General features: G+C 63.6%; 22 protein-coding genes. 17 read left to right on the top strand and 5 right to left on the bottom strand.

Features of this window, described 5'->3' with window-relative positions; genetic code table 11:
* The 8 genes from WB785_RS03855 to WB785_RS03820 form a co-directional block, all read left to right on the top strand.
* A partial coding sequence (locus WB785_RS03855; RefSeq protein ID WP_424077370.1) for an acyl-CoA dehydrogenase family protein occupies nt 1-830 on the top strand: 830 nt, incomplete at its 5' end.
* Nucleotides 827-1,831 (top strand): LLM class F420-dependent oxidoreductase, encoded by a 1,005-nt coding sequence (locus WB785_RS03850; protein ID WP_424077369.1) that lies wholly within the window; start codon nt 827-829, stop codon nt 1,829-1,831. The genes WB785_RS03855 and WB785_RS03850, both read left to right, overlap by 4 nt.
* A complete protein-coding gene (locus WB785_RS03845; protein WP_424077368.1) occupies nt 1,828-2,829 on the top strand; it encodes an NADP-dependent oxidoreductase in 1,002 nt (333 codons plus the stop codon). Before WB785_RS03850 ends, WB785_RS03845 begins: the two co-directional genes overlap by 4 nt.
* A 29-nt stretch (nt 2,830-2,858) precedes the next feature.
* The gene (locus WB785_RS03840; RefSeq protein WP_424077367.1) at nt 2,859-3,287 is read left to right on the top strand and encodes a pyridoxamine 5'-phosphate oxidase family protein; all 429 of its coding nucleotides are present in this window, start codon (nt 2,859-2,861) and stop codon (nt 3,285-3,287) included.
* A gap of 183 nt (nt 3,288-3,470) precedes the next feature.
* Nucleotides 3,471-4,124, top strand: a complete 654-nt coding sequence (locus tag WB785_RS03835) for a hypothetical protein (RefSeq protein ID WP_424077366.1) — start codon at nt 3,471-3,473, stop codon at nt 4,122-4,124.
* Nucleotides 4,125-4,719: 595 nt separating this feature from the next.
* Entirely contained in the window at nt 4,720-5,031 is a 312-nt protein-coding gene (locus tag WB785_RS03830; protein WP_424077365.1) for a hypothetical protein, read from the top strand.
* 57 nt (nt 5,032-5,088) lie between these two features.
* The gene (locus WB785_RS03825) at nt 5,089-5,901 is read left to right on the top strand and encodes an adenylate/guanylate cyclase domain-containing protein (protein WP_424077364.1); all 813 of its coding nucleotides are present in this window, start codon (nt 5,089-5,091) and stop codon (nt 5,899-5,901) included.
* Nucleotides 5,902-6,140: 239 nt separating this feature from the next.
* Nucleotides 6,141-7,571, top strand: a complete 1,431-nt coding sequence (locus WB785_RS03820) for an alpha/beta hydrolase domain-containing protein (RefSeq protein WP_424077363.1) — start codon at nt 6,141-6,143, stop codon at nt 7,569-7,571.
* Here WB785_RS03820 and WB785_RS03815 read toward each other — a convergent pair.
* Nucleotides 7,540-7,917 (bottom strand): hypothetical protein, encoded by a 378-nt coding sequence (locus WB785_RS03815; protein ID WP_424077371.1) that lies wholly within the window; start codon nt 7,915-7,917, stop codon nt 7,540-7,542. The two genes, WB785_RS03820 and WB785_RS03815, sit on opposite strands and share 32 nt — an antisense overlap.
* Before the next feature lie 174 nt (nt 7,918-8,091).
* Here WB785_RS03815 and WB785_RS03810 point away from each other — a divergent pair, with 174 nt between their 5' ends.
* The 8 genes from WB785_RS03810 to WB785_RS03775 all read left to right on the top strand — a co-directional run bounded on the left by WB785_RS03810 (nt 8,092) and on the right by WB785_RS03775 (nt 14,534).
* Nucleotides 8,092-8,703: a TetR/AcrR family transcriptional regulator gene (locus tag WB785_RS03810; protein ID WP_424077362.1), complete on the top strand. Its 612-nt coding sequence runs from the start codon at nt 8,092-8,094 to the stop codon at nt 8,701-8,703.
* Between the two features lie 175 nt (nt 8,704-8,878).
* Complete coding sequence (locus WB785_RS03805) at nt 8,879-9,583, top strand: hypothetical protein (protein WP_424077361.1); 705 nt, start codon at nt 8,879-8,881, stop codon at nt 9,581-9,583.
* 129 nt (nt 9,584-9,712) lie between these two features.
* Complete coding sequence (locus WB785_RS03800) at nt 9,713-11,242, top strand: nitric oxide reductase activation protein NorD (protein WP_424077360.1); 1,530 nt, start codon at nt 9,713-9,715, stop codon at nt 11,240-11,242.
* 22 nt (nt 11,243-11,264) lie between these two features.
* On the top strand, nt 11,265-12,053 hold the full coding sequence (locus WB785_RS03795) for a CbbQ/NirQ/NorQ/GpvN family protein (RefSeq protein ID WP_424077359.1): 789 nt from the start codon (nt 11,265-11,267) through the stop codon (nt 12,051-12,053).
* Between the two features lie 15 nt (nt 12,054-12,068).
* Entirely contained in the window at nt 12,069-12,197 is a 129-nt protein-coding gene (locus tag WB785_RS03790) for a hypothetical protein (protein ID WP_424077358.1), read from the top strand.
* Nucleotides 12,194-12,892: a hypothetical protein gene (locus WB785_RS03785; RefSeq protein ID WP_424077357.1), complete on the top strand. Its 699-nt coding sequence runs from the start codon at nt 12,194-12,196 to the stop codon at nt 12,890-12,892. The genes WB785_RS03790 and WB785_RS03785 overlap by 4 nt, the downstream gene beginning before the upstream one ends.
* Before the next feature lie 34 nt (nt 12,893-12,926).
* Nucleotides 12,927-13,328, top strand: coding sequence for a hypothetical protein (locus WB785_RS03780; RefSeq protein WP_424077356.1), 402 nt, complete (start codon nt 12,927-12,929; stop codon nt 13,326-13,328).
* Nucleotides 13,329-13,409: 81 nt separating this feature from the next.
* The gene (locus tag WB785_RS03775; protein ID WP_424077355.1) at nt 13,410-14,534 is read left to right on the top strand and encodes an FAD-dependent oxidoreductase; all 1,125 of its coding nucleotides are present in this window, start codon (nt 13,410-13,412) and stop codon (nt 14,532-14,534) included.
* 13 nt (nt 14,535-14,547) lie between these two features.
* Here the strand turns inward: WB785_RS03775 and WB785_RS03770 are convergent, their stop codons facing one another.
* The 3 genes from WB785_RS03770 to WB785_RS03760 form a co-directional block, all read right to left on the bottom strand.
* Nucleotides 14,548-15,294: a methyltransferase domain-containing protein gene (locus tag WB785_RS03770; RefSeq protein WP_424077354.1), complete on the bottom strand. Its 747-nt coding sequence runs from the start codon at nt 15,292-15,294 to the stop codon at nt 14,548-14,550.
* Between the two features lie 134 nt (nt 15,295-15,428).
* Entirely contained in the window at nt 15,429-16,175 is a 747-nt protein-coding gene (locus WB785_RS03765; RefSeq protein ID WP_424077353.1) for a class I SAM-dependent methyltransferase, read from the bottom strand.
* 18 nt (nt 16,176-16,193) lie between these two features.
* On the bottom strand, nt 16,194-17,570 hold the full coding sequence (locus WB785_RS03760) for an adenylate/guanylate cyclase domain-containing protein (RefSeq protein ID WP_424077352.1): 1,377 nt from the start codon (nt 17,568-17,570) through the stop codon (nt 16,194-16,196).
* A gap of 114 nt (nt 17,571-17,684) precedes the next feature.
* On the opposite strand from WB785_RS03760, the gene WB785_RS03755 reads away from it, so the two are divergent.
* Complete coding sequence (locus WB785_RS03755; protein ID WP_424077351.1) at nt 17,685-18,449, top strand: SDR family oxidoreductase; 765 nt, start codon at nt 17,685-17,687, stop codon at nt 18,447-18,449.
* Between the two features lie 14 nt (nt 18,450-18,463).
* On the opposite strand, the gene WB785_RS03750 is transcribed toward WB785_RS03755, so the two are convergent.
* A partial coding sequence (locus WB785_RS03750; protein ID WP_424077350.1) for an aldehyde dehydrogenase family protein occupies nt 18,464-19,315 on the bottom strand: 852 nt, incomplete at its 5' end.

Here is a 19,315-nt window from a genome sequence, read left to right as displayed (position 1 = left end):
GTCGCGACCAGCTGTTCGGCGGCGGACGCGGTGTGGCCGCCGGCGTGTGGGCGCCACAGGGCAAGGCCCGCCGGGTGTCCGGCGGCGTCGTGGTGTCGGGGCGGTGGGCATTCTGCAGTGGCATCTCCCACGCCGACGTGCTGTTCGCCGGCTGCGTGCTCGAGGACCGGCCGGCAGTGGTCGCGTTCCCCACCGAGCAGCTACAGATCCTGGACACCTGGCACACCCTCGGCCTGCGCGGCACCGGCAGTCACGACACCGTTGCCGATGAGGTGTTCGTCCCCGATGACCGCGTGCTGTCGATCTTCGACGGGCCGATGATCGACCGTCCGCTGTACCGATTCCCGCCGTTCGGTTTCTTCGCGGCCTGCATCACGGCGGCCGCGATGGGCAACGCACGCGCTGCGATCGACAATTTCGTCGAGGTCGCCGCGACCAAAAAGGGTGTCGCAGCTAACCGCACTCTTGCCGAACGCTCCACCATCCAGGCGGCGGTCGCCTCGGCGGATTCGGCATTGGAAGCTGCACGGGCGGGTTACTACCAGGCCATCGACGCAGCATGGCAGGCCAGTCTGGGCGGGCCGCCCGCCCCGTTGGACGCGCGCACTCGGATACGGCTCGCCGCCACGCACGGGGTGCGCGTGTCAGCCGACGTCGTGCGCGCGATGTATGACCTCGCCGGGGGCAGCGCGATTTACGACGGCGCACCTCTCCAGCGGCGATTCCGTGATGCCTTCACGGCGACCGCGCACTTCCAGGTCAACGAGGCATCTCGCGAGCTGCCAGGTCGCATCCTGCTCGGCCAGGCCACCGAGGCGGCAATGTTGTGAGGGCACCGATCGAAGTGGTACTGCCGTTCTGGCTGGACGCGCCCGACAAAGAGGCGTTGAAGATCGCCGAGGCGGCCAGCGCAGCGGGGCTCAACGGCCTGTGGATTGGCGAGATGGCGACCTTTGACGCTTTCGCGTTGGCCACCGCTGTCGGTATCCGCTTGCCCGGGTTGGGGTTGCGGGTCGGACCGTTGCCGATAAGCGTTCGAACTCCGGTGTCAATCGCGTTGGGCGCCAGTTCGGTTGCCTCGCTTACCGGCTGTCAGGTCGATGTCGCACTGGGGGCATCCAGCCCAGTCATCGTGGGCGGCTGGCATGACCGCGAGTGGTCGCACGGTGCGGCGCGCATGCGCGAAACCATCGACTGCTTGCGGCCGATCCTGCGGGCCGAGCGTGCCGACTATGACGGGCGCTACGTACGCAGTCATGGATTTCGACTGCGCAATCCGCTGCCGCACACCCGCATCGGCGTGGGCGCTTTCGGCCCGGTGATGACGCGGTTGGCCGCGCGACTCGCCGACGAGGTGGTGCTCAATCTTGCGTCGCCACAGCGGGTTACGCAGGTGCGCCAACAGGTAGAGCAGCATGCCGCAGCGGCGGGCCGGACACCGCCGCATCTGACGGTGTGGGTGCCGGTTGCCATGCGGCCCGGTGAGGCGGCATTGCGGCAGTTGGCTAATCAGTTGGCGATCTACCTCGCTCCACCCGGCTACGCCGAAATGTTCTGCGAGCTAGGCTTCGCCGACTTTGTCCAGCGTGCCCGCAGCGGTGCGCGCAGGTCGGAATTGGCGGCGGCGATTCCGCTCGAGCTGGCAGAGCAGCTGGCGGCCGTCGGCACTGCGGACCAGGTCGCCGCCCGCCTGCGGGCCTATCGACGAGCAGGCGCGGACACCGTCGCGGTTATACCGGTAACCGCCGAGGACCCCGGCGGCCGGGCCGCGCTGCAGTGCGCTGCGGATAGTTGTCGAATCACCTCGCTTGCTCGGGAGAAGGTCTCGTGAATGCTGTGAATACTCAATGCCGACTGGCCGCGCGTCCAGTGGATTTGCCGAAGGCTAGCGACTGGGCGATCGTCGAGGAGCCCAAACCCATTGCGGCCGAAGGTGAATTTGTGGTCGAGGTTGACTACCTGTCGATCGACCCGGCGATGCGCACTTGGATGAATGCCGGCCGCTCGTATGTCCCCCCGGTGGAGATCGGCGCGGTGATGCGGGCGCTTGGCATCGGACGCGTCAGCGAATCACGCCACTCCGGATTTGCCGTCGGGGATGAGGTGTCTGGGATATTCGGAGTCCAGCGCTATGCCTTATCCAACGGCGCTGACGTCAACAAGGTCGACACAACCTTGGCACCGCCGACCGTGCATTTGGGCACCCTCGGTATTAGCGGCCTGACCGCCTATTTCGGATTGCTCGACATCGGCAAGCCTAAGCCGGGCCAAACCGTGCTGGTGTCCGGGGCAGCTGGATCGGTGGGCAGCATTGTGGGACAGATCGCGCGGATCAAGGGCTGCCGCGCCGTCGGTATCGCCGGCGGCGAGCAGAAGTGCCGCTGGCTCGTCGACGAGGTTGGTTTCGACGCCGCAATCGACTACAAGAACGCCGACCTACGGGCAGCGCTGAAAACCCACGCACCTGACGGTATCGATGTGTATTTCGACAATATCGGCGGTGCGACCCTGGAAGCCGCCTTGAACCGGCTCGCGCGCGGCGCCCGCATCGTGCTCTGCGGTGCGGTGTCGCAGTACAACGAGACCCCGCGGGGGCCGGCCAACTACATGCAGCTGTTGGTCGCGCGCGCATCCATGACCGGCTATGTCATCTTCGACTACGCCGATCGCTACCCGGAAGGTGTTGCGCAGCTGGCGAAGTGGCTTAGCAGTGGTGAACTGCGATCACACGAGCAGATCGAGCACGGCGACATCGGCGACTTCCCGGACACGCTGCTCAAGCTGTTCCGCGGCGAAAACACTGGCAAGCTGATCCTCGCGTTGGAATAGCCTGGCGGGCCCTGCGCGTTGAGCCGCGTATGAAAGCCCTCACCAAGACCGAACGCCAAGAATTCCTCGCAGCCAAGCATGTTGCCGTGTTGTCGGTGGCTGCCGCTGACGGCCGTCCGCCGGCCAGTAACCCGATCTGGTATGGCTACACCCCCGGCGGAGACATCCTGATCAACACCGGCGCGTCGGCGCGCAAGTCCAAGCTGATCGAACGAGCCGGCGCGGTGACGCTGGTCGTCCAGAACGAGGAGCTGCCGTATCAATATGTCGTCGTGGAGGGCAGGGTCGTCGACACTGCCACGCCCACACCGCTAGAGGTTCAGGAAGCCATCGCCATCCGTTACCTCGGCGAGGAAGCCGGCCGTGCGTTCGTCCGAAGCATGGAGGGCCACGACAGCGTACTGTTCACCATCCGCCCCGATCGCTGGCTCACCGCCGATTTCTCAGACGAGCTCTAAGCCCCGCTTCCGTCGTGTCGCGGCGGTTGGCGACTTCAGCTGCCATAAGATGTCCATCTCCGACGTATGGCCCTTAAGCTCGAAAACCCTTAGGGAGCAACTCGAATGGACCTCGACCGCATCACCCACCCATTGCGTTTGGCCAGGGGCTCGCATCAGCCGGGATCAGGCAAAGGGTGCGCGATGAACGCAATTTCATACATCAACGGCGACGAACAGATCACCGACTTCCCGGCCACGTCGGCGCGCCCACTGGCCTCATTCGTCCAGTTGTGCAACGACCTGCTGGCCGGGCCTGAGGGCTACTTGTCACCCGAAGACAGCCTGACTGTTCTCGACCTCGGTTGGCTGACGGTCGGAACCGCCGATGTCGCCGACGACGTGATGCACATCTGGGTGACCAAGCTGCTGATCAGCCCACCCTGGGGCGTCGTGAGATATGCCAGTGCCGCGGCGGCCGACGCGATTACCGACATCGCCGAGCTGCATCGCAGATTCGCACCCGGCGACACGCCCTCAATAGCCGATTGGGACGGCGCCGGAAGGGCCGCTCGCGCCGTCAGTGAAACGTCACAGGGCGCCGAGCTGTATGCGATCCGGTCCGCGTACCAATCGACCGCACTTGTCGAGACCGACGATTGGGACACCTTAGATGCCGTAACTGGCAATGCCCTACGGGCACACAGACTGGCCAACGGTGATGCCGGCGCCGCTCGGATCCTGGAAGTCACCCGCAACGCCATCCGTTCGTGGCGGCGTCTCGGTGGACTGAGCGTGGTGAGCAACAGCCCACTACCGACTGCGGGTGTGCGGCGACGCAGGGTTGTAGCGGCGTAATAGGTTTCTGGCCTGAATCAGTTCTGGCGGTGCCCAACTGACGGAGCATTCAGTCTGGGTCGAGATGCGCCGTCGCGAGTTGGCGCCGAATGGTCAGCACACCACGCTGTCAGAGAATTTCTTTCCCGAAGGCAACAAAGCCAGAGCGCAACGCCGCGGCCGATTCGAGCCAAGCGTGTAGAGTACCCGCACAATGACGCGATGCGGTCAGTTTGGAAAATCAAGAAATTCGCGGCTCATCCTTCGGCCACCACTGACGGAATCCGTCGAATCCTATTGACTGTCGCGTTGTTGCTTGCGCCGATGGGATGCGGCGCATCAGGCACAACCGGCGACTTTGCAGGTCCGGTTGAGATCGGTAACGGACGACACCCTTATCTCGAGTATCACGGAAAGGGCGGTCCGACAGTCATTTTGGAATCCGGCTATCACATTCGTCGGATCCATGGAGTTACTCCGACGCTGTTGCGCCTGCTGTGGGTCCCGCCGCCCTGCCTCCCCTCGCTGGCAATCACCGCGTCTGCGCGTACGACCGGCCCGGGATTTTGCGCTATCGCGACCCACCGAGCATTAGCGACCGCAGTTCACCGTGGCAATGCCACGTACCGCGCGCGACGTTGTCGACGATCTGCACGCGTTACTCGCCGCCGCAGGTGTTCCGGGCCCGTACATTCTGGTGGGGCACTCACTGGCCGAGCTGTTCGCGTTTCCCGCGACCGTCGCGCCCGAGCGGGGCGCGCAATTAGAGCAGGCGTGGCGGGAGGCCACGTCGGATCTCATCGCGCTGCGGCCGCAAACCCCACACATCTTCGCGACCGGCAGCGACCATTTCGTCCAAATCCACCAACCCGACGTGGTGGTCGCAGCGGTAGGTCTGGCGATGCGAAGGTCTGCCCCGCACCGCTGAGGGGCCCTACCGTCATAATCGGCAAATGACAGCCGGCGCAGTGGCAGGAAACGAGCAATGAGCGCGACCGCGCTGCTGGTCGTGGTCGCGTTCGTCGAGTTCGGCGGGCTCACCACGCTCGGAATTCTGCTCATCGTGTCGCGCCGGCAACTCAAAGGAGCGCGAACCGAACTTGAGCGCAGCCGCAGAAACACAACCAGGCGCCGCCGGCGGCGCCCCGGGATCGCGCCTTTTGCTATTAGAACCGCCTGGAAGACAGCCGATTCGCTGGTGACCAAAGGTATCGGCGCCACATTTCGAAACTCGGTCGAAGATCTCGCAGGCTGGGCTCAGGTCGAACGTCCCGATCTCGCCAGGCTCACCGCCGACGGCGATGTCGTGATCGCGTTCTCCGACATCGAGGATTCCACCACGCACAACGAGGCCTTGGGCGACCAAGGATGGGTGAAGGTGTTGGAGAGGCACAACAGGCTTATCCAGAAGTTTGTCGGCGACCATGGTGGCCACGTGGTCAAGAATCAAGGTGACGGATTCATGATCGCCTTCGCCGATGCGGGGCAAGCCGTGCTGTGCGGTGTCGACGTGCAACGAGCCCTGCTCGAGAGCGCAGAAAGCTGGGACGGCATCCGCGTCCGAATCGGAATCCATGTGGGGCCGTCGGTCAGGCGCGGTGATGACCTCTTTGGGCGAAACGTCGCGATGGCGGCTCGGGTGGCCGAACAAGCCGATGGTGGTGAGATCCTCGTCAGCGAGCCGGTGCGCGACGCGGTCGACGGCCGGCCGGATATCGAGCTCTGTCCACCTCGCGAGGTGGAACTCAAAGGCCTACAGGGCACCCACAACCTGTATGCGGTCAAGGTGTCCGCCTGACGGACGATAGTGTGGCGCTACGGGCGCTTCAGGAGGGTGTGCAGTCGTGACTGTCGGGCTCGGCAGCCAAGACCAAGATGCTCGCCGGGCTCGGGTATGGGTCGACCAATGTCAGTCACTACCCGCAACCCGAAGCGCCGCAAGCCGTCGCGGCCGCAGTGCGGACGCACTCGTGACGCCCGCATCGCGTGTAACGGTGTCACACCAGCGGATGTGCTGTTGACGCTATGATGCCGCACGTGTCGATCACCGTGACCCCCGTGCCGGGGAAGCCCGCACTGCTGTTGGGCGCCTTCGACATAGCCAGCTTGGGTTACGTCGCCGACGAATTCTTTATATCCGGAACAGCATCGTCCTACAGTTCAGCGTGCGAACTCGGCTCCGACGGCCGGTGGAGCGTGACGCCGTCAGGTGCCGGTGATTTCACCACCCGGATGGTTGTGCTGACGCCGGCGGATCGGACCCGGTTCAACGGGACAGTGCTCGTGGAGTGGCTCAATGTGAGCGGCGGAATCGACGCGCCGGCCGTCTGGATGATGGCGCACCGCGAAATCGTTCGTGGCGGGTACGCCTATGTTGCGGTGTCGGCACAGCGTGTGGGCATCCAAGGCGGCGTGAACTTGATGGGTTTGGACATGTCGCTGAAAAGCCAAGACCCGAAAAGGTATGCGGCCCTGCATCATCCCGGTGACGCATTCTGCTACGACGTCTTCTCTGAGGCTGGTCGACTCTTGAAAGACGGGCAGCACAGTGCTGTTCTTCGGGAGCTGCGCGCCGAACACGTCGTTGCCATGGGTGAGTCCCAATCGGCGTTGTTCCTGACGACCTATGTCAACGCCATCGACCCGCTGGCTCAGGTGTTTGACGGCTTCTTGGTGCATTCGCGCTTCGGGCCCGCCGCACCACTAGACGGTGGCTCGATATTCGATGTGCTGGAAAGCAACACATCCGAGGCGGTCCGGTTTCGCCCTGACCTGCGTGCGCCGCTCGTCACGATCATCACCGAGACAGACCTTTTCGCCGGTCCACGGCGAGGCTATTACGCTGCGAGACAACCTGAGGGCCAACGACTACGGGTGTGGGAGATTGCCGGCACCGCTCATGCCGACAACTACACGATCCAAGTGGCGCCGATCGACACCGGCTCTGCGGCGCTGACCGACATCGTCGCGGCCTATGCGCCGACGAACATGTTGATGGGCGAGCAGTTGGATCACTGCATCAATTTCGCTCCGCAACACCACTACGTCCTGCAGGCGGCGCTATCGCAGCTGTGCCGCTGGGTGCGCGGCGGCGACGCAGCGCCCAGCGCCGTACCTATTGAACTAACCGATGCCGAACCACCCCAGCCCGTTTTGGATGCAAACGGCCTCGCGGAGGGCGGGGTAAGGACGCCGTGGGCCGACGTGCCGATTGCGCGGACATCCGGCCTTGGCAGCGAGGAGACCACGATGGCATCGATATTCGGGTCCGGGGAGCTATTCGATACCGCCACCGTGCGCCGGCTCTACCCGGGTGGGGCTGCGGACTATTTGGAGCGCTTCACGGTTGCGCTCGACTCGGCGATTCAATCGGGGTTCATCTTGGCGGACGATCGCGAGGAAATTCTTCAGCTCGCCGCCGCCACTTTCTCCGAGATCACAACGGCGACGCCTCAAGGGTCAAGCTGAATAAGGCGTAGGCCATGCAGAACAGAAAGTTCAGTGTTACCAGAACCAGGCCTACAAAGATCAGCGACCGCGCGCCGCGCCGCTTCAGGCGCTTGTACTTCGCCGAGAGCTGCTCGCGTTTCAGCCGCATCGCGATCAACGCGAAGCTGACGTCGGCCATCTCGTCAGGTGCGACAGGCCCGCCGGCCAGCACCAGCCGAAGCCGCTCCGGCGGAGTATTGACGCCTACCTGTGCGAAGCGCCTGCTCAGTCGCCGCGCCTGCCTGCGACCAAGTACCTGATTTCGCATCTGAAACTGATGCGATAGCTGCCCACGTTCGTTCCCCCACGGGTTTGACGGGGTCATCACACGCCGGAGTCTAGTTCGCCGGTGTCCAATCGTTCGGCGGTTACGGCCGATTGCCTGGCAGAAGTTTGGCCGGTCAACCAAGGCCGATCTTCAGCTAACCCAGACGATACTGTCGCAGTGGTCAGGGGTCAGGCATGATGTTGATTCAGGTCAGTTGGTGAAGAGGCGGACATGGCGGTGACGGACGGGCGCTCTACCCGCGAAGCGAAGCGCTTGCAGACGAGGGAGCGATTGCTGGGCGCCGCCATTGCAGAGTTCAAGCGGTCGGGGATGACAGAAGCCGACGTCAGCGCTATCGTCGGCGCCGCCGGCGTTGCACACGGCACGTTCTTCTTCCACTTTCCCACCAAGCAGCACGTCCTGTTGGAGCTGGAGCGGCGTGAAGAGGAGCGCATTGCCAAACAGTTAGGGCAATTCCTGGCGTCCCGCCACGACCTGCGCGCAGCGCTGGACGAGGCCGCGCGTTTGGTGATGGGTCTAGAGCGCCGACTCGGCGACATGTTGTTCAAAGATTTCCTCGCACTGCATTTTTCGCAGACCCGGCCGCCGGCTGAAGGAGTACAAGACCATCCCGTGGTGATCCGGCTCGCTCAAGAGATTGACCAAGCGCGCGAGCACGGTAAGACCGATCCTGAGGTCAACGCGATGAATAGTGCGGTGTTTTTTCTGTTGGGCCTGTATGCGTTGTTGATCACCACCAACGACTGGCCGACGCGCAACGCGCTGCTCGAAGACTATGTGACGAGAACCGTGCGCAGCATGCAGCCTTCTCGGCCGAAGTAACCAGCTAAATCGGCCGCGACCCCGCCCACCACCGTAGTCCCGGCAACGGTGGTGGGCCCTATCCTCGTCGTTGACATTTTTAATGACTCAAGTCAGTCTAGATCCGTACACCGGTCTGACGACGTCGAGCTGCGCATCAGTCCGGCAACGCCGGGCGGGGAGTAAGGGAGTAGCGGTGAACCTGTCGAAAGTCACGGGTATCGCGGCAGGCGACCGGACTTACGACGAACACATCGAGGAATCGCGACTCGCGCAACGCCAAGCCGACAAGTGGCTGATCGTCGGCAGCATCCTGATCGGCACGGCGGCCTTGGGCGTCTTCGGCCTTCCGCTGTTCCTGCGCGGAGTGTGGTTACTCCGCAAGGCCCAGCGCGAGGGCCTGTCGGTGCGCCCCATGCTGGTCACCTTGATCGGCTACCTGGTCATCATCGACGCTGCGATCAACTCCTTCGGCTGGGCTCTGGATCTGGTTGGCAACCACACCCTGCTGGCCCGGGTGCTGTTGACCGGGTGGGGGAACATGTTCGATGCCGGCTACTTCTGGCACTTCAATGAGTTGTGGGTCGGAGGCGCAGCGGGGCCGGGTGAAAAGGCTTGGGAGGTCGGGTTGATCCTGACCGTGTTCTCGATGCGGATTGCTGCGGCGATCGGGTTCTTGCAGATGAAGCGGTGGGGCCATCAGTGGATGCTGATCACCTGCTGGATGGGCGTGGTGATCTGGATCGGTTACGTGTTCAACATGACGATGTATGCCGACGTGCGCTATGCCGGCGTGGTGTTCCCGGTCGTCGGCTGGTGGCTCTACGACATCTTCTACATCACTCCCTTCCTGGCCATCCCCTACCTGCACACCGTCAACCGCGAAATCTTCTCCGACTGAACATCAAAGGAGGTTCGAAATGCTCTGGGAGATTTGCCGATACATTGCGGCGTGGGGTGGTACCGCCCTGATCATCGGGTTCTGGTACTGGTTGTTTTCCAGCCTCGGGACGTTCTGAGCGAAGCGACCATGGCTGAACTTTCAGACGCGCACGCGACGGCGATCGAGCGCAGTTGCGCCCTGGCGGCTGTCGCTTTCAGCGATCAGCGTCGTGAGGGTGCACGTCTGATGACCGGGCCAAGGCGCAGCTTCGGTGTGGACGCCTCGCTCCGCGTGGTGCACATTCCGCATCCAGCGGTAGCACCTGACTGGACGCTACGAACGTTGACATGCGGAGTGGCACTGCAATGTTCGCCATCCAAAGAGCGCATCGCGGCATACCAATTGCACGATATGTCGGGCCGCGAACGTTGTGCGCTCAGTATCGTGGAAGCCGGTGTGGCGCTCGGGTGGGTCGCCACCAGGTGGCCCGGGCTGATGATCGAGCTGCGGCGGCTGCTGCCCGATCTCGAAATCGCCGACAGCGGCATGCAAGCCACGCAGATGCTCGACCGCGCGATCGAGCTGGCCCGAACAGGGCGGCAGCTTCAAGCACATCCATTGCTGGGTACGTTGCCGACGGCATTCTCGAGGACTCGCGGGCTGGCCAGTGCGATTCGGCGGTACGGCAGGATGCCGTGGACCACCGTGCAGAAGCGCCGCCCCCGGGCATACTCCGTCCCTGTCGGCGGAGACGGCGGCGTCCGCAACCCCAACCTGCCTCCACCGAGCAGGCCCGAAGACAATGATTTGGATATCAATCCACAACGCAGACAAGGCATTCCTTATCCAGAGTGGAATGCGTGGACCAACAGCTTCCTGCCTGACCACGTCGCCGTTGTCGAGCGCACGCGCGCCAACAGAGAATGCGAATCCGCGCCGGCAACGACGGATCTGCGCAAGTGGTTCGAAGCCCACACCTATCGGACAATGACCAATCACCTGGAGGACGGCGCCGACCTCGATGTCGACTCCTACGTCAGCCACTACCTCGACTTGATGAGCGGCGAAGCCAACGAGCCACGTGTCTTTCGAGAGCTGCTGCCCAGCGGTCGGGACGTGACGACGGCACTGCTGCTCGACGCGAGTTCGTCGTTGGGGGTGCACGGCGGGCGGATCTTCCGCTTGGAGTTGGCGTGCGCAGATGCGCTGTCGCGTGCGATGACCCGTGCCGGCGAACGGCACGGCATCTTCGCATTCACAGGCAACACCCGACATCGCGTCGAGGTCCGCTGCCTGAAGGATTTCCGCGAGAAAGGGTTTGTCGCCCCGAGCGGTTCGGGTTTGGCGACCGGCGGCTACACCCGTCTGGGTGCACCGCTGCGACACCTAACGAACCGGCTGTTGGCGCAACCATCCGAACGTCGCCTACTCATCGTGATCGGCGACGGACTGATGTCCGATGAGGGCTATGAGGGCCGCTACGCATGGGCCGATGTTGCACACGCGGTTGACGAAGCTAACCAGGCCGGCGTCTCCGTCTATTACGTCGGTGTCGGACCCACCCGGGTCGACCCGCTCCCGGAAGTATTCGGTCCACGCCGGGCGCAACGAATCAAGCGTGTCGATGAGCTTCCACGCGTGTTGGCACACGTGCACCGCGAGCTGATTTGCGCATGACCGACAACCTCCGAGGGGACCAATGACGACCGATCTTTATCTCGCCAACGGCAACGAAGTGCAGTTGTTTGAGCAGGCCTACCACCGACGTATACCGGTAATGCTCACCGGGCCAACAGGTTGCGGTAAAACGCGCCTGGTCGAGCATATGGGTCTGCTGCTCGGGCGGCCCGTCGTCACGATCAGCTGCCACGACGATCTGACCAGTTCAGATTTGGTTGGACGATTCATGGTGGTCGGCGGGGACGTGGTGTGGACCGATGGACCACTGACCAAGGCGGTCAAAGCCGGTGCGATCTGCTACCTCGACGAGGTTGTCGAGGCCCGCCACGATTCGTTGGCGATCCTGCACTCGTTGACTGATCACCGCCGCGCGCTGTACCTGGATCGCGCCGGTGAAATTGTCGAGGCACCAGCCTCCTTCATGTTGGTCTGCTCCTACAACCCCGCCTACCGCAGCTCGCTCAAGGAGCTCAAACCCTCGTTCCGGCAACGGTTCGCCACGCTTGCGATGAGCTACCTTCCGCCGGAGCGTGAAGCCGAAGTGATTGTCACCGAAGCGGGTGTCGATCTCGCAACTGCGCGCCGACTGGTGCAGTGCGCGGTGGCCATCCGCACCGCCGACGAAATCTTTCACTTCGAGCCACCATCCACTCGGGCGCTGGTTACCGCCGCTCAGCTGATCGCCTCCGGCGCAAGCGAAATGGAGGCAGCAGAAGCCTGCGTCCTAGCGCCTCTCACAACCGACGGCGCGATCCACGACGGATTGCGTGAAGTCGCGGCCGCCAGCCTGCTCACACTCGACGGCTAAGAAAGGAATCCAAGGATGGACCAACAAGAACGCAAACGCAAGAGAGCGCTCATCGTCTTCCAAGTCTTCATCTACGGCTACCTGCTGACGATGTTCCTCATCCAGCTGTACATGTCGTTTGCCCGAGGCTGGTGGCACTTGTGAATCTTCCTCTGCTCAAGCGTCGTTCATCGCTCAGCCTCGACGAGCACTACGACGAGTCCCGCGATGCCCAGCGGCGGGCTGACAAATGGATGATCATCGGGGCTGCGTTGATGGGCATGTGGGCCCCCGGAGTCATCGGATTTCCGATCTTCATGCGCGGAGTGTGGTTGCAGCGCCAGGCATTGCGGGCCGGGTTGTCGGTACGGCCGATGATCGTCACCTTGATCGGCTACCTCGTGTTGATCGACGGATGCCTCAACAGCCTTGGCTGGGCCCTGGATCTGGTGGCCAACCACACCCTGATCAACCGTGTGCTGATGGTCGGGTGGGGAAACATGTTCGATGCCGGCTACTTCTGGCATTACAACGAGTTGTGGATCGGCGGCGCAGCAGGGCCCGGTGAAAAGGCTTGGGTGGCTGGGCTAATCCTGACCGTGTTCTCCATGCGGGTTGCCGCGGCGATCGGGTTCTTGCAGATGAAGCGGTGGGGTCACCAGTGGATGATCATCACCTGCTGGATGGGCGTGGTGATCTGGATCAGCTACGTCTTCAACATGACGATGTATGCCGACGTGCGCTATGCCGGCGTGGTGTTCCCGGTCGTCGGCTGGTGGCTCTACGACATCTTCTACATCACCCCCTTCTTGGCCATCCCCTACCTGCACACCGTCAACCGCGAAATCTTCGCCGACTAGAGCGCCAGCGGCGGCTAGAGAAATGAGGACTCCCGTGACAACCTCGACAACCACAGACGATCTGCCGCCGGGCACCACGCCCTACTACGCGCGAATGCACAAATGGATCAAGCGCGCAGTAATGGTTTGCCTGGTCGCACTGGTCATCGAAGGCGCCTTCACATTGCCCTTCATGGCGGTCTACTACGGTTGGCCGACCCTGAGCCTCACCCAGATCTGCAGCGAGCTGATGAAGGTCCGATACTCCAACGACACTCTTGCGTGCCAGTTCCCCTATCCGATGTTCGGGCCACCCGAGGGTGCGGCCGGAAAAGCAACCGCCCAGGACCAGTGGGGAATTCAGCCTGTGCCGCACTATCACCGGCTGGGATTTCGTGAACTGGTTCGGATCCACGATGAACGGCTCGCCCGTCAAGGCGCTGGGCAGCACCCTTAGACGCGAACCAGGCGGTCGGCGGACCCTCAACGGAAAAGCGTCATGACCGTGCAAAGTTAGAACGTGTTACAGTTTGCTGGCATGAGCCGCAAACGCGTCGTCGTCGCGGGGCTGGGGGATGTCGGTATCCTCACGGCGATCCGGCTCTCCCGGCACGCCGACGTCGTCGGCATCTCGGTGAAACCGGCACTGGTCAGCGGGCAGGAACTCGGCGTGCGGTTGTCCCGGCCCGATGACTGGGCCCGGGACTACTGGATCCCGTTCGACCGATTCCGCCGTCTGGATCGGGTGCGGATCATCCAGGGCACGCTGACCGGACTCGACTTGGCCGCTCGAGCCGTCTCCGGTCGGCATGACGACGGCACGACGTTCGCCGAGGAGTACGACGCGCTGGTCATTTGCACCGGGGTCAGCAATGGCTTCTGGCGCCGGGCAACGATGCAGTCGGCCGCCGAGATCGGCGCCGACCTCCGCGCCGCACATGACCGCGTGTCCGCCGCCAAGTCGGTGATCGTCGTGGGTGGCGGGGCAGCCGCGGTCAGCAGCGCCGCCAACATGGCAACTACCTGGCCGCACAAGAGAATCGACCTTTACTTTCCCGGCGAGCGAGCGTTGGTCGGCTATCACCCCCGGATTTGGCAGCGCATCCAAGCCCGGCTGGCCGACCTCGGTGTCGGCCTTCACCCGGGGCACCGCGCGGTGATCGACGACGGGTTCGCCGGCGATGAGATCACCAGCGAGCCGGTGCAGTGGAGCACAGGACAACCCGCGGCGTCGGCCGAGGCCGTGCTGTGGGCGATCGGGCGGGTGCAGCCCAACACCGACTGGCTGCCGCCCGAGCTGCTCGATGAGGACGGCTTTGTTCCCGTGACACCCGAGTTGCGGGTGCCAGGCCAGCAACGGGTGTTCGCGATAGGAGATGTCGCGGCCACCGACCCGCTGCGCAGCTCGGCTCGCAATCGCGGGGATGCGTTGGTGGCCAGCAATATTCGCGCCGAGCTTGCCGGTCGAGCGTTGCGCAGCTACCGGGCCCCGGGCCGGCGGTGGGGCTCGTTATTCGGGATACAGCCCAGCGGGTTGGAGGTGTTCTTCCCCACCGGTCATGCTCTGCGGTTCCCGTCGTGGTCGGTTGATCGGGTGGTAATGCCACTGATCGTCCGGTGGGGCATGTACGGGGGAGTCCGGGAAAACCACCCGTCGGTGTGAAGCTCTGCGGGCGTCAACCCCGTTTGGCACGCACCCACTGAAAAGTGCCGATGGTCTTGGTGCGCACGGTGGCGAAGCCGTGGTCTTCGAGAACGTCGCCGATCTCGTCTTCGCCGAACACGTAGGCCCCGCCATTGGGCAGCTTCTGCCAGAGCATCGGCAGACTTCGGACGATGGGCACCATCACCGCAAGTCGACCGCCCGGTCGCAGTACCCGGGCCATCTCGGCCAGTGCTGCCGTCGGGTCGGGTATCAGCTGCAGGACCGCGATCGAGACGACGGCGTCGACTGTCTCGTCGCGCAACGGCAGCCGCTGGGCATCGGCGCGCAGGAAGCCGACCTGTGGTCCAGCTTCAGCGCGCACAGCGCGCGTCAGCATCGGCTCGGAGATGTCGATTCCCAAGGCAAGCCCGTCGGGCCCTGCGGCGCGCGCCAGCGACGCGGTCACCGAACCGGGACCGGAGCCGACGTCCAAGGCGACCCCGCCCTGCGGGATGTTCAACCACTCGATCGGATGCCGCAACGTGGAGACGAACCTGCGCGATAGGGCCTGCGCGTTGTCGTAAAGCATCGAACCGATCGACGACGCCCACACTGCCTGAATGGCACCGCTGTTTCTGGCGGGGCCGTCGTCGTCGGCTGCTGAACTGCCCAGCAGGTCGAGATAGCCGTTCCTCACATCGGGTTCGGTCGGTGGATCGATCAGCAGATCCAGCGCCCGCTGCAGGGCAGGGGACAATGTCGTGTTCACGATCGTCATAAGCGCCACTCCTCAATGAAATGTCAAGTTTCACAAGCGTTTACGAAACAGAGGCCGCGACCTTTTCCACGGCCGGCTTCTGTTCGCAGCCTACGCCGGGCAGTCAGACGCTTCCAGTTCGAGACGCAGCAGCGCTAGGACGGCGTCGCCAGGATCGCTAATGCGTCTCCGCCGACCGACACCCCCGAAGGACCGATGAGTTCGGCCATTCTGGTACGGAGCTCGGTGGCCTTGTCGGCGGCCAGCGTCAGGTGATTGGAAAAAGTAAACGCGATGTCCACCCACTGTTGGGTTGAGTACTGCAGGTTGTGCGGATAACTGCGGTGTGTGACCATGAACCCCGCCGCGGTGAGCAAGTCGGTGAGATCGCCTGATTCGCCGTCCGCGCCACGGGCGTCGATATCCATGTAGTCCTTATAGATTGATTCGAATTGAGCACGCGTGGGCCGGGTGGGCCGCAGCCGGTTCCACATCAATGCGAGCTGCCCGCGGTCGCTGAGGATGCCGCGTATCTTCGGCAGCGCCACCGCCGGATCCACCCAATGAAACGATGCCGCGAACACCACGCGGTCGAACCGTCGGCCGGCGGGCTCCCATTGCTCAAATGTCGCGATTTCGACGGGAACGCCCTTGGATTGAGCGACGGCCGCCATGCGGATATCGGGTTCGACCGCAAGGACATCGATGCCGCGTTCGGCGAACTGCATCGAGGCAATACCGGTTCCTGCGCCCACATCAACGACTCGACGAACACCGGACGCCACAACGTCATCGATCAACTGGTCCGGGTACCGCGGACGATGGGTGTCATAGTTGCGTGCCGCGCCACCAAAGGAATTGGCGCGCTCGCGATTAGTGAACAGGTTCAGTCGCGGTGGCATGCCGCCGAGCGTAGCTCACTACTGCTTGACGGTCGCGAGCTCTCGCACAAGGGCACACAGCTGCCAGTGGCCCGGAACGCCTTTCAAGGGGTGCTCGCCGCGATCGGCGAACCGATGTCGTGAGCCGGTGACGATATCGCGCACCGTCGACGACACCAGCACCTCGCTCGGGCCCGCAAGTGCTGAGACGCGCGCACCGATGTGCACAGCCATCCCGGCGACATCTTCTTTCAAAGCGCCGCGAACCTCGACTTCCCCGGCGTGAATGCCCACCCGCACTTGGATGCCCAGGACCCTGACCGCGTCGACGATCGCGTCAGCACACGCGATCGCGGCACTCGGGCTGGTGTAGGTCGCGACGAATCCGTCACCGGCAGTGTTGACTTCGCGGCCGCCGAACCGATCGATCTCGTGGCGCACGATGGTGTCGTGGTTATCGAGCAGGTCTCGCCATCGACCGTCGCCGAGCACGGCGGCACGTTCGGTTGAGCCGACGATGTCGGTGAACATGATCGTGGTCAGTACCCGCTCGGCGCCCGTGCCTCCTCGCACGCCGGTGACGAACTCTTCGATCTCGTCAAGCATCGGCGCGGTATCGCCGACCCAGTAAAGAGCGTCTGCTCCAGGCAGCTGGACGAACTGCGCTCCGCCGATGTGTTCGGCGATGTAGCGGCCGTTATCGATTGGGCAGAACTCCGAGTCTTCGCGGTGCAGGACCAGCGTCGGTGCGGTGATGCGTGCCAGGGTGTCACGGACATCGCAATGCCTGACGGTCAGGATGATGGCGCGGGCCATGCTGGGTGAGGCGGCGCGGTTACCGGCCATGTCCCACCATGCGCGGAATGCGTCGTCGCTGCGCATGCTGGGAGCGATAAAGCCGAGCATGTCGAAGCCCTGGTCGACGGCATCAGGTTCCATCGCAACAGTCGTATAGGGGTCGTCGTCGCGGATATCGAAACCGAATGGGTAGTCGTCAGCACGAAGGGTACGGGCCGCGCCATTGATGATCACCAAGTTGCTCACTCGCTCGGGGTAGTCGGCGGCGAGGATGAGCCCCGTCATCGAGGCGAACCCGGGCGCGAAGATCGTCGCGCGCTCGCACCCGACCGCGTCCATCACCGAGATGGCGTCTTTTGCCCAGAACTTCGGTCCGATCATGTCGAGCGACGGCGCCCGCGACGAGAGACCGACCCCGCGCTGGTCAAGCCGGATCACCCGGCTGAAGGATGCCAGGCGCCGGTGGAAGCGGTACATCGACGGCTCGGCGTCGATCGTGTCGATCGGGATGGATGGACCGGGCAGCACCAGCAGGTCAGTCGGCCCTTCACCGAGGACCTGGTAGGCGATGTCGACTTCGCTACACGTGGCGTAGCGAGTCCGCGGAACCTGCGCCACTGTTACAGGCTAGTTCAGGGCACCGACAGGATTACGGGGTCTTCATGCGGCGGCTCGGTTGCCGCGAGTATGCAGGTATCAGACAGGCGACGGAAAGAGTTGGAGGAGGAAGCCATGCAGATGACCGGCAACACGATCCTGGTGACCGGTGGGGGCACCGGGATCGGCCGCGGTTTGGCCGAGTCATTACATCGATTGGGCAACCAGGTCATCATCGCGGGCCGGCGCCTCGAACACCTCAAGGCGGTCACCGAGGCCAACCCGGGCATCAAATACCTGTCGCTGGATCAGGGCGACCCCGCCGACATCCGGCGATTCGCCATCGAGCTCACCGACAACCACCCGGACCTCAACGTCATTGTCAACAATGCCGGCGTCCAGCGCCTCGAGGACCTGACCGGCAGTGGCCCCGGCGCGGCGGAGCTGACCATCGCGATCAATCTGCTGGGACCGATCAGGCTCACCGCGGCATTGCTGCACTCGCTGCTGGGTAAGCCACACGCGGCGATCCTCAACGTCACATCCGGGCTGGCGTTCATGCCGAGCGCGGTCACGCCGACGTATTGCGCAACCAAGGCTGCGATGCACTCCTACACCCAGTCGCTGCGATACCAACTGCGCGAGACCTCGGTGCAGGTGATCGAAATCATTCCGCCGCATGTGCAGACCGGGTTGCAGGGCGAGCGCGGATTCGACTCGAGGGCAATGCCATTGGATGAATACATCGAAGAGACCATGACCCTGTTGCAGACCCAGCCCCAGGCTGACGAGATCATCGTGGAGCGCGTCAAGGGGTTCCGCTTCGCCGAGCGGGACGGGACCTTCGACGAGATCTACCCCGCCTTCAATCAGGCGATGATCGATGCCGTGAGCCAGTGAGGGAGGACGCGGTGTCAGTCGCGAATAACGCCCTTGTTGCGCATCAAAAAATCGGCCAAAAACCCGTCGTGCGGGATTTCGGGTGCCCCGTAATAGGTGCGATGGTGGCCGCGGTACACATTGGCGATCGTCGGCTCGGCGACCAGATCATCGATCAGGTCTTCGTCGTCGGTGATCGCGTTGATCACTAACGAATGCCGAAGCGGCTCCACACCGTCGGAGCGTGACCACGGCGAGACCCAGACACACGGGAATGGCAGCTCGATGTTGAGCTTGGTGACGTCGGGCGTGGTCATCAGGTGCACGGCCGGCCGCAGTGCGGCGCAGCCATCGGTCAGCTCTGCGACCACCTGATCGGCGCCGAGCACCGGGGTAGTGCCCGTCGCCGCGGTTGCCAGGTAGTTCGCCAAGGCCTGTGCCTGGTCGATGTTTTGGGTAGGAAGGACCGCTTGCTCGTCCTCGGTGGGCAGCACCCGAATCGCCGCTAGCCGTTCGCCGATCGCGTGGGCCAGCGGAGTGGGATCGCCCTCGTAAAGCACGGCGGTCGTGTTGACGCATGCGATCCCGCCCAGGTTGGTGATCGAGTCGGTGACGACGTCGAGGTAGTCACGCCAGTCGTGGTCGGCGGTGATCAGGATCTTGGCCTGGCCGGGGCCGTTGACCAATACGGCCGGGTTGTTGGCGTATGTGTCGACGACGTCTTGGCTTCCGTAAACCATGGCGAGGTCGGCCGACCGGATGATCTCGTCTGCCCCGCGATGATCGGTGGGTAGGTACACCGCGTCGGCCGGACGAAACCCGGCTTCCCGCAACGCGTGAACCAGCCGGTGCGCGGTGAGCGGTTCGCGGCGCGACGGGCGGACAGC

This window comes from Mycobacterium sp. (assembly GCF_049585075.1).
Classification (GTDB): domain Bacteria; phylum Actinomycetota; class Actinomycetes; order Mycobacteriales; family Mycobacteriaceae; genus Mycobacterium.
Note: the sequence above shows the minus strand (reverse complement) of the source record. Positions and strands in the feature narration are given on the sequence as shown.

Bases quoted from the DNA above. Each gene is read 5' to 3' on its own strand.
- WB785_RS03840 (WP_424077367.1), top strand. From the start codon at position 2,859: ATGAAAGCCCTCACCAAGACCGAACGCCAAGAATTCCTCGCAGCCAAG.
- WB785_RS03835 (WP_424077366.1), top strand. From the start codon at position 3,471: ATGAACGCAATTTCATACATCAACGGCGACGAACAGATCACCGACTTC.
- WB785_RS03830 (WP_424077365.1), top strand. From the start codon at position 4,720: ATGCCACGTACCGCGCGCGACGTTGTCGACGATCTGCACGCGTTACTC.
- WB785_RS03825 (WP_424077364.1), top strand. From the start codon at position 5,089: ATGAGCGCGACCGCGCTGCTGGTCGTGGTCGCGTTCGTCGAGTTCGGC.
- WB785_RS03815 (WP_424077371.1), bottom strand. From the start codon at position 7,917: ATGACCCCGTCAAACCCGTGGGGGAACGAACGTGGGCAGCTATCGCAT.
- WB785_RS03810 (WP_424077362.1), top strand. From the start codon at position 8,092: ATGGCGGTGACGGACGGGCGCTCTACCCGCGAAGCGAAGCGCTTGCAG.
- WB785_RS03800 (WP_424077360.1), top strand. From the start codon at position 9,713: ATGGCTGAACTTTCAGACGCGCACGCGACGGCGATCGAGCGCAGTTGC.
- WB785_RS03795 (WP_424077359.1), top strand. From the start codon at position 11,265: ATGACGACCGATCTTTATCTCGCCAACGGCAACGAAGTGCAGTTGTTT.
- WB785_RS03790 (WP_424077358.1), top strand. From the start codon at position 12,069: ATGGACCAACAAGAACGCAAACGCAAGAGAGCGCTCATCGTCTTCCAA.
- WB785_RS03775 (WP_424077355.1), top strand. From the start codon at position 13,410: ATGAGCCGCAAACGCGTCGTCGTCGCGGGGCTGGGGGATGTCGGTATC.
- WB785_RS03770 (WP_424077354.1), bottom strand. From the start codon at position 15,294: ATGACGATCGTGAACACGACATTGTCCCCTGCCCTGCAGCGGGCGCTG.
- WB785_RS03765 (WP_424077353.1), bottom strand. From the start codon at position 16,175: ATGCCACCGCGACTGAACCTGTTCACTAATCGCGAGCGCGCCAATTCC.
- WB785_RS03755 (WP_424077351.1), top strand. From the start codon at position 17,685: ATGCAGATGACCGGCAACACGATCCTGGTGACCGGTGGGGGCACCGGG.